The organism is uncultured Parabacteroides sp., from assembly GCF_905196875.1.
In the GTDB taxonomy this organism is placed as follows: Bacteria; Bacteroidota; Bacteroidia; order Bacteroidales; family Tannerellaceae; genus Parabacteroides.
Genome location: NZ_CAJJWO010000099.1, coordinates 1 through 15277, shown reverse-complemented (window position 1 = coordinate 15277; position 15277 = coordinate 1). Strand labels below are relative to the sequence as shown.

The window sequence follows — 15277 nt, the reverse complement described above, 5'->3', positions numbered from 1 at the left end:
GGGCGACCAGAATAATTCCCGCCGTTATCCCCATAACAACCGACACATGCTGAAAAGTTCTGAGTTGCAACTCCTTCCGGGCACTCTCCGACTCGAACAACTCCTGTTTGGCACGAAGCATCACGAGGGCGCTGTATTTTTCATCCTCCCGCCGGTTGGCTACGGTAGTCGAGTCCATGTAAGCGATGGAGCGTTCCCGGTCGCCGGTCCGGGCGTAATAACGAGCCATCACCGGATACAGGTCGCACGAACGGTAGGACATGACCCAGGGCCATTGTTCGATATGGTAGAGGGCGCTGTCGATCATCGCCTTGCAACGCACCGGGTCGCCTGTTTCCAGATAGCATTCCGCCAGTCCCACATAAATACCCGAGGTGAAGCTGTGGTCACCCTCCGCCAGTGAGACAGGCAAGGCGCCTTTATGCAGTTCCAGCGCTTCACGGTAACGGCCGCGTTTCCGGTAATTGGTCGCCAGGTTGCTGAGGGCGATACAGTCATGCATGGGACGCATCTGTACCCGGTCTTTGCTTTCCAGTATGGAGCGGAAGTAATAATCGGAACTGTCCGGTTCGCCGATCTCCCGGTAATAGACACCCAACACATTACGCGCCTGCAAATTATAGAAAGAGTAGTACCGGGGAGCGACATCGTCCAGCAGGGCCGCTTTCAGGTAGGGGATAGCATGTTCGTAATCACGGAAGTCGAAGTATGCCCGTCCCAGATTGTACCAGGCGTTTTTCTTCTCCGGATAATCAGTGTCGGCAATGACTTCCAGGCGTTCGACGACATGTCCGGCACAAACGAAAGCAGCATGGTATTGTTCTTGCTGATACAATTTGTGGAAGATATAGATAAGTGCCCTCATTTCCATAGAAACATCTTTACGGGCTGCGGATTTGTCGACGAGAACGTTGAAGGCGGCTATCTTACGGGTACGCTTTTCTGGGGTATTATCGGGAAGGGCGATGGCTTCGCCGTATTCGAGTTCGCGCTGCAACGTACTCCCACCGATACGTTTCATAGACTCACGCATCTTGCGGGCTTCTTCGCGGCGTTCGTTGTCATCAGGAATAGCATCGAGGTCTTCGTAATAGTGTTGCATAATGTCTTCCACCGCTTCATATCCTTCTGCCGCACAACGGGAGAATAGGGTATCACGACCGGGTACCCTGATCTCTCCGTATCCGGGCTGATAGATGTTGTCGGCGGCACGGGCCTGCATCTCAGGGATATAGCGCAGGTCGGATGCGAAGCGAGACAGAAAAAAAGTATCGGCCTTGCTTTCTGCCGCTCTTAAAGCAGGAGAAAACAGAAGGCCGATACCTATTATTATATATATTATTTTACCAGTATGCATTCCGTCCGTATTTAAGATTAACCGGAAATGCAAATATAAGCTTTTTTAGCCGGGGAGAAACATGGAAGGCAAGAAAATCAAATATTTCCTTATTAGCGTTTCCAGTATTGCTCCATCTGCTCCAGTGTCTTACCCTTGGTTTCGGGGACGAACTTCCAGATGAAGGCGGCAGCAAGGATACCCATCAGGCCGTATATCCAGTAAGCGACACCGTGATTGAAGGTTTCTGTCAGATACTGGTTCTTATCGAGCATCGGGAAAGTCCAGGAAACAAGAAAATTGGCTATCCACTGTGCCGCAACGGCAATACTCATCACCGTTGAACGGATGGAGTTAGGGAATATCTCTGCCAGCAATACCCAGCAAACAGGCCCCCATGACATAGCGAAACCGGCGGTATAAACCAACATACAAGCCAATGAACCGATACCGACGGAATGAGTATAGAACGTCGTGCCCAGTATAATCATCGAAACGGCCATTACCAATGCCCCGATAATCATCAGCGGACGTCGCCCGAACTTATCGACCGTAAAGATAGCCAGCACAGTGAACGACAGATTCACGGCCCCTACCACGATCTGCTGCAACAAAGCGGCATCGGTGGCAGCACCCATTGTCTTGAATATCTCCGGTGCATAATAAAGCACAACGTTGATACCGACAAACTGCTGGAAAGAAGACAACAGTACGCCTACCAGAATGATCAGCAGGCCGAATGAACGGATCGGAAGTATCAAAGAGACAAAGAAGCTACCGATCAGAGCAATTTCCAAAGCACTCGTGTTGCCACCCAGCTCCAGTCCTCCGTAAGAGACCAGGAACAGGAGCAACCAGGTTCCCATAAACCGGAAGTAAGGACGCATGGAAGGAGCTTTTTCCTTGAAGCTGTCTTTGATATCCGCCAGTTCTTTCGATGCTTCTTCCTTATCCATCAAACGACCGAGAATAGACAATGCCTTCTCTGTTTTGCCGCGCATGACCAGATAACGGGGAGTTTCGGGCACAAGCATCAGGAAAGAAAGGAACAAGACTGCCGGAATAATCTCGGAAGCAAACATCCAACGCCATCCGGTAGTATGCAACCAGGACGCATCGCCCTGCAAAGCAATCGTATAATTCACAAAATAAACGACCAGCATACCGAAGATAATGGCAAACTGGTTCCAGGAAACAAGATTGCCACGACGGTCGGCCGGAGCGATCTCAGCGATATACATAGGCGAAACCATCGAAGCCAGTCCGACACCGACACCTCCTACTATTCTATAAGCCACAAACAAATACATATAAGTATGATCTCCGCTTCCGGGCAATCCCAAACCGAATTCGGGCCATGCCGAACCGATCGCCGAGAGCAGGAAAAGGATAGCCGCAACGATCAATGTCGGCTTACGACCGTACCGCTGGCTGACCCAGCCGGCAAAAGAGGCTCCCAGGATACAACCGATCAGGGCACTGCTGACTACGAATCCTTCCAGTGAATTGGCCTGGTCGAGCGGGAGTCCGTAAGGTTCGATAAAGAATTTTCTTAGTGATTCTACTGTCCCGGAGATGACAGCCGTATCATATCCGAATAATAACCCTCCAAGGGTTGCAACAAGGGTAATACCAAAAATGTAACTATTGTTGTTTTTCATATCTATCAGATTAAGAGACATAGGGAGGAAAAGACTCCCCCCTATGCTGCAAAATTATATATATAAATTGAGAATCATTTCATACAATTCCTGTTTACCGCTGATCTGTTTCGGCTCGCCGTCACGGAGAGCGATCGTACGCAGGTCTTCCAGGGTAAGTTTACCGTCTTCGAATGCTTTTCCTTCGCCGCCGTCGAAGCTCGCGTAACGTTCGGCACGCATCTTCTTATAATCAGACTGTTCGAGGATGGCAGCAGCAGTTATCAGAGCACGGGCAAACGTATCCATACCACCGATATGAGCCAAGAAAATATCATCCAGGTCGGTCGAGTTGCGGCGTGTTTTAGCATCGAAGTTCGTACCTCCGGTAGTCAGCCCGCCACCTTGCAGGATAATCAGCCAGGCCTGGGTCAGTTCGTAGATATCCATCGGGAACTGGTCGGTATCCCAGCCATTCTGATAATCGCCACGGTTAGCATCGATACTGCATAACATACCGGCATCGACGGCAGCCTGGAGTTCATGTTCGAATGTATGTCCGGCCAGCGTAGCGTGGTTCACTTCGATATTCAAGGCAAAATCTTTATCCAGGCCGTAGTGGCGAAGGAAACCGATAACAGTTTCCGAGTCGACGTCATACTGGTGCTTGGTCGGTTCCATCGGTTTCGGTTCGATCAGGAAAGTACCTTTGAAGCCGTTCTTGCGGCCATAGTCGCGTGCCATCGTCAGCATCATGGCCAAATGATCTTTCTCACGTTTCATTTCGGTGTTAAGCAGACTCATATAGCCTTCGCGTCCTCCCCAGAACACATAGTTCTCACCATCCAGGGCAATACAGGCGTCGATCGCATTTTTGATCTGGGTACCTGCACAAGCGACAGCCGGGAAATACGGATTGGTAGCTGCACCGTTCATATAACGTTTGTTGCTGAATACGTTGGCTGTTGACCATAACAGTTTCTTGCCTGTTGCCTGCTGCAAACCTTTAGCATGTTCTACCATTGTCTGCAGGTCTTTTTCAAACTCGACCAGTGTAGGCGCCTCGTCTACAACATCCACATCATGGAAACAGTAGTAAGGAATACTACACTTTGTCATAAATTCAAACGCTGCATCCATCTTATATTTGGCACGGCTGATCGGGTCGGCAGCTGCATTCCACGGGAATGTTTTCGTACCGCCGCCAAACTGGTCGCCCCCTTCGGCACAAAGCGTATGCCAGTAAGCCATCGCAAAACGAAGATGATCTTTCAGTGTTTTACCCATCACCACCTTGTTTTCGTCATAATAATGAAATGCCATCGGGTTCTTTGACTCGCGTCCTTCAAACTGAATCTTACCTATTCCAGGGAAGAATTCTTTTTCGCCTTTATAAAAGTTCATGAAATTAATAGTTTAAATGATTTATATTACATTGGTATATTGTTATCTGACATTAGCTTATCCAGCCGTTCTTTCCAGGTGCTGTATGCAGCACAATATTTATCGGCCTTCAGCCCGTCCGGTTCGATCACGTCGATCTTCTTCAGGGAGGCAAACGCCTCTTCGGCCGACCGGTAGATTCCGGCACCGATACCGGCACCTTTGGCCGCACCCACAGCTCCATTCGTATCATATAGTTCGATCACAGCCCCCGTCACACCCGACAGAGTATCACGGAAAACCGGACTCAGGAACATATTGGCATTCCCAGCACGGATCACATCGATGTCGATTCCCATTTCATTCATGATATCCATCCCGTATTTGAAAGAGAACACGATCCCCTCCTGTGCGGCACGGGCGATATGCGCCTTACTATGTGTATTGAAGTTCAAACCATGAATAGAACAATCCATTTGCCGGTTCTGCAACATGCGTTCCGCTCCGTTTCCAAACGGCAGGATAGACAAGCCTTCCGATCCGATAGGCACACCGGCTGCGACATCGTTCAACTCCGGATAAGTGATCCCTTCCGGGGCTACGTTTTTCTTGACCCACGAATTCAGGATTCCTACCCCGTTGATGCAAAGCAAAACACCGAGCCTGGTCTGTTCGGGAGAGTGATTTACATGGGCAAAAGTATTTACCCGTGAAAGCGTATCATAATTGACTTTACCGTTTACACCGTACACAACTCCTGACGTACCGCCGGTAGCAGCGATCTCACCCGGGTTGAGAACGTTCAGCGACAAGGCATTATTCGGCTGGTCGCCGGCGCGATAAGTAACAGGCGTGCCCTTCTTCAATCCCAGCTCAGTGGCAACAGAACCCAGCAGTTCTCCCTGAAGACCGAATGTCGGGCGTATCTCCGGAACCAGTTCATCGCTGAAACCGAAATAATTCATCAGATCCGTCGACACCTTTTCATTTCTGAAATCCCAGAAAATACCTTCCGATAATCCGGAGATAGTAGTGACGATATCGCCGGTCATCCGCATGGCGATAAAATCTCCCGGCAACATAAACTTATGTACCGAGCGGAACAATTCCGGTTCGTATTCCTTCACCCAGGCCAGCTTGGCCGCTGTAAAGTTACCAGGCGAGTTCAGCAGATGCGACAGGCATTGCTTCTCCCCTATATTTTTAAAAGCACGTTCGCCATAAGGCACGGCACGACTGTCGCACCAGATAATAGACGGACGCAATATCTCCATCTTCTTATCCACCAGAACCAATCCATGCATCTGGTAAGAAATACCGATCGCTTTTATATCGCTCCCGTTGATTCCGGCCTGGGCAATCGCACCTTTGATCGCTTCCTTCAGGTATTTCCACCAGTCGTCGGGATTCTGTTCCGCCCAACCCGGCTTCACGGCCTTGATCGGGGCTTCTTCTTTCGGATAAAAATCGGCACCTACCGTCAACCCCGAACCGGCATCCACGACAGAAGCCTTTACGGAGGAACTTCCTATATCACAACCTAACAAATACATATTCCGTACGATTAGTTTTTATTGAACTTAGAATGCAATTTATTGTATTTCACTTTATCGAAACGATAATAACGAGCAGCACGATGGGCCACGCCTTCTTCCACCTCATCGGTTGGCACGACATATTCAAGCGAACTCATTTTCTTATGGAAATTACGAACATCCATTTCCTTATTATAGATGATCTCGTACGTGCGCCTCAACTGATAAGCTGTGAATTTCATAGGAAGATAATCGAAAACGATAGACGGTTCTTTTTCAATCCAGTCACGGATTTCCTCCACAGCAGCTCCGATGATCTCTTTATGATCAAACGGCAAAGCGGGTAGCGCGTCGACGGGGAACCAGGCCAGTGAATTATATTTATTCGTAGGGTTAGATTTTCTTCCTATCTTACTTAATGCCAGATAAGCCACCGTAACGATCCTTTCGATCTTCAGTTTCATGGCATTTTCCAACCACTGCATATCATCCTTATTTTTTGTACGTGAAGGTGATCCGAAGCTACGGAACTGCTTCAGGGGAACACGTTTCAAACCAGTCGCTTCGTTGAATACCCGGTAAGCGGCAGTGTCGAGGGCCTCGTTCTCAAAGATCAGACTTCCCGGCAATTTATAGTGTTTTTCATCACTTTCGTCTATTTTTCTCTCAACCAATAATACGCAAAGCGTATCTTCTTTTACCCCCAACAGGACGCAATCGACAGATACATGCGAAAAAAGCATCTTTTTATTTTCCATACGTGTTTCCATAATATTACATTAAACCGCCACAAATATAAGCATTTTCTCAAATAACAAACATACAAAACTATTTTTTCACTAATTATAATACTCTATTTATCTGACAATTTACTATCTTACCTGATACAATAACATATACATGTCATAATGTAGACAAAACAATATTATGAAATACAGGCCGATACATCTCCGTTAACATGCTTTATCAAAACTTTCCGAACTATTCGAGCTCTAAAATACTTTTATTAATACTTTTGTTACAGATTAAGATTCATCATGGATATAAAACATATACAGTTCTCATGCCGGATGTACTGGGCCAACATGAAAGGTCTCCTGAATATCGTTGCAGAAGGTATCATCCTCCTGGCATCTATTGCCTCCTTATTTGTTCTTATCTACCAGTTCGGGTTCCAGCAGACAGGCGAAACGATCCATAGTTTATACCTGAGCCGTATTTATATCCTACTTGCATTCTTTATCGGGATTACTTTACGGTATATCGTCCGTTTCAATGAAATCATACAGGAGAAATTATTGTATTTGGACATCGGGATCTATTTTCTTCTTTTCGCAGTCCTGTCGGCCAAGGTATTCTTTAAGGAAGCGATTGCGCAATCGCTTCCTTACCTCGAGTTCCTGTCGAATCCCCTGTTCGTTTACACGATGATCCTGCTGTTGAGCGTCATCCATTTGTCGAGGCAGACGTTCACGTTGATGCAGACACATATAAAACCGTCTCTACTCTTCCTGCTCAGTTTCATCTTCGTGATCCTGATCGGGGCCGGATTGTTAATGTTACCCAATGCTACCACACGGCCGATCCATTTCGTGGACGCCTTGTTCACCGCGACAACGTCTGTCTGCGTAACAGGGTTGACAACAGTCGATGTAGCAACCACCTTCACGCACATAGGACATATCATTATTATGATCCTGATACAGATAGGCGGGATCGGAGTAATGACATTCACCAGCTTCTTCGCCCTCTCTTTCATGGGACATTCTTCATTCACCAGCAAACTGGTCTTGAAAGATATGCTGAACGAGGACCGCATCGGTGGCCTGTTCAAAGTAATCCTGAACATCCTGTTCGTTACCTTCTTCATCGAAGGCGTAGGGGCCTACTTCATTTATATGGATATCCGGGGAACGCTTCCGGGAGGCAGCACCCAGGACGACCTGTTCTTTGCCGCTTTCCATGCCGTGTCCGCCTTTTGCAACGCCGGTATTTCGACCCTTAGCGGGAATATGTGCGACCCGGTAGTCGTACATAACTACAACCTGCACGTATGGATCTCCCTGCTGGTCATCTTCGGCGGACTAGGTTTCCCGATTGTATTCAACTACCTGAAACTATTAAGACATTTCATCGTCAATACTTTCAAGATCGTAATCGGACAACAGAAACATTATATCCATACGCCGCGTATTATCAACATACATACCTATATAGTAGTAGTCTGTACTCTGACATTGATTATCGGAGGTACAGTTCTATACTATCTGTTTGAGGCAGACAACACCCTGGCCGGACTCCCGCTGAAAGGGAAACTGGCCGATTCGTTGCTTGGCGCCGTTACTCCGAGGACTGCCGGATTCACCATCGCTAATATGGATGCGCTCCGACCGGTCACCCTGATGATGACACTTATCCTGATGGTGATCGGTGCCGCCCCGATGTCGACCGGTGGTGGATTGAAAGTGACCACTGTACTGGTAGCTATCCTTACAGCCTTGAATGTGGCACGGGAAAAGGAGAAAGTAGAAATCCGCAAACGCGAGATATCCCCTTCCACCATCCGCCGCGCTTTTGCAACGATCGTACTCTATCTCCTCTTTGCCTCGACGGCCGTGTGGATATTATCCTATACGGAAGAAGGGACTCCGGTCTTTACACTTACCTTCGAAGTCGTTTCGGCTTTGAGTACGGTAGGGTCGAGCCTGAACTTCAGCCCGTTACTATCTGTTCCGGGTAAACTGATCATCATCAGTGCCATGCTGATCGGACGTATCGGAGTACTTACTTTCATGGTATGTTTCATCCGGGAATACAAAAAAAGGGATTACACATATCCCCAGGAAAATATATTAATGTAATAAAATTACGCCTTATGAAATTTCTTGTAATAGGATTAGGAAACCTGGGACGCGCCATAGCGGAAAACCTTACCCGTATCGGCGATGAAGTAATAGGAGTCGATCTGAATCTGCATAAAGTGGAAGCCGTGAAGCAAACGATCTCAGGCTCCGTCAGCCTCGATACGACCGACCGGGATGCACTCAACACACTTCCGTTAAGCGAAATGGATGCTATTTTCGTTACGTACGGCAAGAACTTCGGTACATCGGTACAAACCGTCGCTTTATTGAAAAGCCTGGATGCGGGCAAGCTGATCGTCCGTTCGATCTCTCCGATCCATGAAACGGTGATCCGCTCTATCGGAGTCGCTGAAATCATCCGCCCCGAACAGGATTATGCAGCCACCTATGCTTCTCAAAGCCTGCTCGGAGACCTGTTCCAGCGCTGGTATCAGGTAACGGAAACCCATCACCTGTACACAATAAAGACACCCGGCGCCCTGGTAGGACAGAGCTTAAAGACAATCGACTTCCAGACAAATTTCGGTATCCGCCTGGTGGGTGTCGAACGTGCCCGGGAGACACGTAACCTGATCGGGTTGAAACAAACCGAATATTATGTGATAGATCCGCTGACAGACGATCTGATCCTGGAAGCCGACGACAAACTGATCCTCTTCGGAAAGATGGAGGTACTTCATAAAATTAAAGAGCTATAAAAAAAGCGGGTCCTTAGGGAACCCGCCTTTTCTTTCCGGTCAAAACAATAGATTAATCTATCTTTGAAACCAATACTTTATCGATACGTGCACCGTCCATGTCCACAATCTCAAACTGGAAGGTTAGCCAACTTAATGTCTCCCCCGTTTTCGGAACACGTTCGAGGATCTCGAGGATCAAGCCGCTTAATGTATTGTAATCATGTTCGGCATAGAGATCTTCCATATCGAAATATTCCAGGAAGTCATAGAAGTTATACTGTCCGTCGACCAGCCATGTACCATCGGCCCGCTGTGTGATCTCGGCCTCCTCGCCCATTTCGGGCACCTGGCCGATCAGGCCTTCCATAATATCCTTGAGGGTTACAATACCTTGTATACCACCGAACTCGTCCGTTACGATACCATATTTCACGCGTGCCTGCTTAAACTGCTCGAGTGCATTATATACGCTCTGGTTTTCAGGCAGGTACTGAGCCTGACGTATCACTTCTTCGAGTGAAAAATCAGGCTCGTCGATCCGACCGAATAGATCTTTAAGATAAACGACTCCTTTGATATTATCGAACTTTTCCGAAGCAACCGGATAAATGTTATACAAATTCTCCTGCACCTTTTCGCGGATCTTCTCGATACTATCCGTAACATCCAGCCACACCAGGTCACTACGGTGCGTCATGATTGAGCCGACATTGCGGTCGCCCAGGTTAAAGACACGTTCAACGATATCCTGCTCCACTTCTTGTACCTCGCCACCATCGAAGCCTTCCTTCACGATCGCCTTGATTTCTTCTTCCGTCACTTTATTCTCTTCGTTCGCCTTGATACCGGTTATCTTAATCGTAAGAGCGGTACTTTTCGACAGCAACCACACAAAGGGGGAAGCCAGCTTCGAGAGCAAGTACATCGGCTTGGCCACAAGCATGGATACACGTTCCGCATATCCCATACCGATACGTTTCGGTACGAGTTCGCCCATGATAAGAGTCAGATAAGTAACGATTATAACGATTACAGTCTTTGATAATCCAAGCGCATAGGGCTCGAAAGCTGGCACATGACGTACCACTTCTGCCAGGTTATAGGCAAACGCCTCTCCTGAATACAAACCGGTCAGGATTCCGATTAGCGTAATACCGATCTGGATAGTAGATAAGAAACGATCGGGTTCACCAGCCAACTTCAGGGCTGTTTGCGCAGATTTATTACCTCTTTTTGCCTCCAGTTCCAACCGGGCCTTACGGGCAGATACGAGAGCGATTTCAGACATAGACAAAATACCATTCAACAAGATAAGGCCAATAATAATAAATATTTCCATTTGCTATCTAAACAGCGATTGATTAGGGAGCGAAGATATGAATTATATCGAAAATAATGCTACATTTAGCACTTTAATTCATATATGATATACAACATGAAACATCAGATCATATTACTCGGGAAAGATATCACCTCTGTATACCATGGGATAAAAGAATTCGCGCCCGACCACATCCACCTGCTTTGTACCAACGAAACGAAAGACGTGGCCGGCCCCTTATTCCCGCTCCTCCCCGCTTCCGTGCGTCGCACGCTTTACCACACCGAACCCTATGACGGGGAAGACGTACGCAACGTCTGCCGGAAGATACATGCAACTTATCCTTCGGACGATTTCGCCTACAACCTGTCGGAAGGTACAAAGCTGATGGCTTTCGCCGCCTTTACCATCGCGAAGGAGCACAATGTACCGGCCTTCTATCTCACCCAACTGGGTGACCTCGTGTGGCTAGACAACTTCGAGAAGCGACCGATGAAGAGCCTACTGGACAATAAAGAGATACTGGGCCTCAGTGGAAACCAGCTCTCCGACTACCGTGATGCGAAACAACTGAGCGACATCGACATACAGGCCTCTACACTGATCAAGCAGTTCATCGAACAATACCCGAAAGAACACACCATGATCCAAAAGTTTTTCAACCTGTTCTGCAACCGGGAGGTTTCTCGCCTACCCTCCTCACGGGTCTTCAAAAATGGGCTTCGCTTCAAGCTTCGCCAGGGGACCCTCCTGATAGCCCAGCAAAACCATGTGCTGCTGAAGCTGGTCACTCCCAACGCCAGCATGCTGTTCTTCAAAGGTCGTTGGTGGGAGACACTGGTTGCGCACAAGGTCAGAACATGGAGCCAGCACCATACATCACACCCCGAAGTATGGCAAAGCGTTGTCTTCCGCACGGAAACCGACACCTCAAGGACCAAGAACGAGGTAGACGTGCTGCTCAACAACCAGCAACAGTTGATCTTTATAGAGTGTAAATCCGGGCAAGTCACCCAAAACGATATTTACAAGGTAGACGCTGTTCGCGAAACCTACGGAGGCGATATTTCTCTGGCTGTACTGGCCAGTTATTATCCTGTGGAGGAACATTTGCAGGAGAAATGCAAAGACTTACAGATAAACCTCTTCGCCCCTGCTTACATAAACGAACGCATCAACCACCTGAACACCTTGCCAGCCTGGCTGGAGAAACTATCAAACTCGCTGCAACTATAAAAAAGAAGCCGTTCTACCTTCTCAGGCGGAACGGCTTTTATCAATCGATAAGTTTTTGCTAATCTAATACATATTAGAAAACAATATCGGGAGATAGATACTTACACTTATTCTAAATTCTAAACTTCATCATCATTTTTAGGGAGGGGGAACAGTTGTTTCCCCTACGCTTACGAATAGTGCAAACGGCATGCCAAAATGGACAGAAGTCGTTAAATGCGCCACACTCCACTAATTATAAGATAGTTACACATTTTACCAGAAAACAGTATTAAAAACAGCAGGTGTAGACAAAGTGTGGAAGTGTAGAATTTTTCCCCACCCCAGTGTGTGGAATTACAAAAAAAGCCGGTACAGTTTCCCGTACCGGCCCATAAGTTGTTCGATTAGGTTATCACTTCACAAACGGTGCCTTCAGTAAATAAGCGGCACAATCCTTCACCCCTTCAAATTGGGTACGGTTATCTGGCATACCTTCCAGCTCTACATAATATTCTTTAATCTTATTCTTATAAGCTTGTTCAAAAATCTTTTCGAAGTTCATGAATCCGGATTGTCCCAGAATAGCACGATCCTTGATATGCAATAACCGGATGCGATCGGGATATTTCTTCATATATTCCACCGGATCATTCTGACCGATCACGGTCCAGTAAACGTCCATTTCAAAAAAGACCAGTGAAGGGTCTGTTCCTTTCAAGAACAGATCGTAGATTATTTCACCTTTGTTATGACGGTTGAAGACAGCCTCCTTGCCACCGGGCACTACCCTTGCAAATTCGAAGTCATGGTTATGATATCCAAAAGGAATACCAGCCGCTTTCATGATCTTTCCGGCTTCGTTAAAAGTGTCGCACACGTAGGCTACCTCTTCCACACTACGTGTACTGGGCTGGCCAGGTTGCACAAGATACTTCACGCCCAGTTTGGCATGATCGTCGGCCGTTTTCTTCCAGAATTCCATGATTGACTGTCGATTTTCCGGGGTATATGTCCCTGTGGGGGGATTAACATGCGAACTGGTGATCTTCAATCCGTTATCTTCTGCTATCTTTTTAAACTCCATCATATCCATGCCGTTGATCTTCCCATCGTTGTATCCGGCAAGTTCAAGCGTTGAATAACCAATCTGTTTGATTTTTTTCATTCCGGCAGGTACATCCTTGGTGAGTTCACCCCCCAGGGAATAAATCTGCAAACCGATACTTTTCTTTGCAGTCGTTCCCATATTAACAGGGCTGGCTGCGTGTGATACTCCCATCTTTCCGGCCACCAGGCCGCCAAGGGTTAACAGGGAAGCATTTCTCAGGAAATTTCTTCTATTTATCATGGTCTAATTATTTAAAGTCTCCAAAGGTATAATTAAATTTTGAAAAATATTTTATATTTGTAGGAAAGTAAGAACCTCATAAATTAATTTTAAGAACATGGAACCTAATTATTGCCAGAGTTGTGGAATGCCACTTGTCAACGAAACCGATTTCGGAACCAACCAGGACAACGGCAAAAGTTACACCAAGGAAGAGGCTTTGGCCGGAATGCAATATTATTTTCCGCAGTTGAAACGTTGGAAAAAAGCCTGAACCCCAGCAAGAGAAATTAAACCGCGTAACCCGTTATTATGTATCAGGAATATTCCCCATGCCCGTTGCTGGCTCCCTATATCGACAAATATTGGGAGATTAAAGGCGAAACCGAATACGACATACGTTATAAGATATTACCTGACGGATGCGCGGATTTTATATTTTCCATCCAGCAACCGTCGCAACCGCTGGATGGTGAAATGATTATGCAGCCTTACCGCTTTTATTTTGTCGGTCCCATGCGGGTTTATTCCGAACTAGTCACGCGCTCGACCCGCCTTCACATGATGGGGGTACGCTTCTCCCCTTGCGGATTGGCTGCATTCATCAAAGCTCCCCTCGGAGAGTTTACCGATATGAGGATCAACGCTTCCGAATTGAATATGCTTTTCGACGACGGTTTCGCAGAAATGTTATGCGAAAAAGAGTCGTTGCAGGAACGCATACGGATAATAGAAAAGCACCTTCTCGCCCGCCTGTCCGGTATCTTTCCCATAGACCGCCAGATGTTGCAGGCAACCCGGCTGATCATCCGGTCGAACGGGATGATGCCTATCAGGGAACTGACCGACCAATTATATCTCGGCCAGCGCCATTTCGAACGCAAGTTCAAACATACTACCGGATATACCCCAAAAGAATTCAGCAGGATCACCAAATTCAGGTACGCGACACGCGTACTAAGAAGCATAAAAGATACAGATATGCAGCAATTGGCCATCGACTGCGGCTACTACGACCAGTCCCATTTTATCAAGGAATTCAGGAAGTTATCGGGAAGCAATCCCTCCGCTTTCATATCTTTACCGATACCTGAAGACGATCCGCTTACCTACCTGGAATAGAAAAAAGTCGATTTTTTACAATAGCAACCGCAAAGTTTCCCCTATGTTTGTCCCCGAAACAATAAAAGAGTTTTATGGAAAAGATCAAACAAGAAGCAATCGAATTGCTGAATAATTGCGAGGTTGTATCATTAGCCTCCATCGACCAACATGGTTATCCACGTCCCGTAGTCGTTTCGAAGATCAAGACAGACGGGATCGATACGATCTGGTTTTCAACGGGAACAAGTTCTGAAAAGACAAAGAATTTTATCGACAACCCGAAAGCCGGTGTCTCTTTCTTCAAGGAAGGCGACAGTGTGACGCTGACCGGCGCAATAACGATCGTGAACGATACAACAGAAAAGAAAGCCCTCTGGGTGGACTGGTTCTATGAGCACTTCCCCAAAGGAGTAGACGACCCGGAATATTGCATTCTGAAGTTCACCGCCGAGCAGGCAACCTACTGGATCGGCCATAAATTCGTAAAGGAGAAAGTATAATGCATTATGCATAGAAGTAATCAGAAACATGCATAGCAAAAAATAGTTTGTTCTATGTGTTTGAACCTACCTTTGACTTGATCCAAAACATATTCTCTATTAAAATAATCATCTATTCTCACTGAGTATTCACCTACCAAACTGTATATCTTAATGAGAAAACAAAATAAATAAAACTAAAATGATGATTTGATATGAGGATAATTTATTCAATAACATTCTCACTAATACTTTTTTTTAATGTAGCTGGTTTTGCACAAAATGATCAAACAAAAGGGACTGTACCGGACATTTCTTATAATAATCCAAAGAGATATAAGATTGCCGACATAAAGGTAACGGGTATTAAGAATTATGATGATTTCGTGT

Annotated in this window: 13 protein-coding genes; 6 read left to right on the top strand and 7 right to left on the bottom strand. The window is 46.7% G+C overall.

Annotation, left to right across the window (positions count from 1 at the left end; translation table 11 throughout):
* The 5 genes from QZ076_RS20475 to QZ076_RS20455 form a co-directional block, all read right to left on the bottom strand.
* A partial coding sequence (locus QZ076_RS20475; RefSeq protein ID WP_293716871.1) for a tetratricopeptide repeat protein occupies positions 1-1357 on the bottom strand: 1357 nt, incomplete at its 3' end.
* Between the two features lie 92 nt (positions 1358-1449).
* Positions 1450-2997, bottom strand: coding sequence for a D-xylose transporter XylE (gene xylE, locus QZ076_RS20470; protein WP_293716869.1), 1548 nt, complete (start codon positions 2995-2997; stop codon positions 1450-1452).
* A 54-nt stretch (positions 2998-3051) separates the two neighbouring features.
* Complete coding sequence (gene xylA / locus QZ076_RS20465) at positions 3052-4380, bottom strand: xylose isomerase (protein WP_293716867.1); 1329 nt, start codon at positions 4378-4380, stop codon at positions 3052-3054.
* Positions 4381-4406: 26 nt separating this feature from the next.
* Entirely contained in the window at positions 4407-5912 is a 1506-nt protein-coding gene (locus QZ076_RS20460; protein WP_293716865.1) for an FGGY family carbohydrate kinase, read from the bottom strand.
* Positions 5913-5923: 11 nt separating this feature from the next.
* Complete coding sequence (locus QZ076_RS20455) at positions 5924-6664, bottom strand: NUDIX domain-containing protein (protein ID WP_293716863.1); 741 nt, start codon at positions 6662-6664, stop codon at positions 5924-5926.
* Between the two features lie 267 nt (positions 6665-6931).
* Between QZ076_RS20455 and QZ076_RS20450 the strand changes: the two genes are divergently transcribed.
* Both QZ076_RS20450 and QZ076_RS20445 read left to right on the top strand, forming a co-directional pair.
* The gene (locus QZ076_RS20450) at positions 6932-8755 is read left to right on the top strand and encodes a potassium transporter TrkG (protein WP_293716861.1); all 1824 of its coding nucleotides are present in this window, start codon (positions 6932-6934) and stop codon (positions 8753-8755) included.
* A 14-nt stretch (positions 8756-8769) separates the two neighbouring features.
* Positions 8770-9456 (top strand): TrkA family potassium uptake protein, encoded by a 687-nt coding sequence (locus QZ076_RS20445; RefSeq protein WP_293716859.1) that lies wholly within the window; start codon positions 8770-8772, stop codon positions 9454-9456.
* 52 nt (positions 9457-9508) lie between these two features.
* Here the strand turns inward: QZ076_RS20445 and QZ076_RS20440 are convergent, their stop codons facing one another.
* Positions 9509-10777, bottom strand: a complete 1269-nt coding sequence (locus QZ076_RS20440) for a hemolysin family protein (RefSeq protein ID WP_293716857.1) — start codon at positions 10775-10777, stop codon at positions 9509-9511.
* A 96-nt stretch (positions 10778-10873) separates the two neighbouring features.
* On the opposite strand from QZ076_RS20440, the gene QZ076_RS20435 reads away from it, so the two are divergent.
* Entirely contained in the window at positions 10874-11995 is a 1122-nt protein-coding gene (locus QZ076_RS20435; protein ID WP_293716856.1) for a DUF1887 family CARF protein, read from the top strand.
* A gap of 394 nt (positions 11996-12389) precedes the next feature.
* On the opposite strand, the gene QZ076_RS20430 is transcribed toward QZ076_RS20435, so the two are convergent.
* Complete coding sequence (locus QZ076_RS20430; RefSeq protein WP_293716855.1) at positions 12390-13325, bottom strand: sugar phosphate isomerase/epimerase; 936 nt, start codon at positions 13323-13325, stop codon at positions 12390-12392.
* 97 nt (positions 13326-13422) lie between these two features.
* Between QZ076_RS20430 and QZ076_RS20425 the strand changes: the two genes are divergently transcribed.
* The 3 genes from QZ076_RS20425 to QZ076_RS20415 all read left to right on the top strand — a co-directional run bounded on the left by QZ076_RS20425 (position 13423) and on the right by QZ076_RS20415 (position 14908).
* Entirely contained in the window at positions 13423-13578 is a 156-nt protein-coding gene (locus QZ076_RS20425) for a zinc ribbon domain-containing protein (RefSeq protein WP_293716854.1), read from the top strand.
* Between the two features lie 38 nt (positions 13579-13616).
* Entirely contained in the window at positions 13617-14426 is an 810-nt protein-coding gene (locus QZ076_RS20420; RefSeq protein WP_293716852.1) for a DUF6597 domain-containing transcriptional factor, read from the top strand.
* 74 nt (positions 14427-14500) lie between these two features.
* The gene (locus QZ076_RS20415) at positions 14501-14908 is read left to right on the top strand and encodes a pyridoxamine 5'-phosphate oxidase family protein (RefSeq protein ID WP_293716850.1); all 408 of its coding nucleotides are present in this window, start codon (positions 14501-14503) and stop codon (positions 14906-14908) included.
* The last annotated feature ends 369 nt before the right edge of the window (positions 14909-15277 follow it).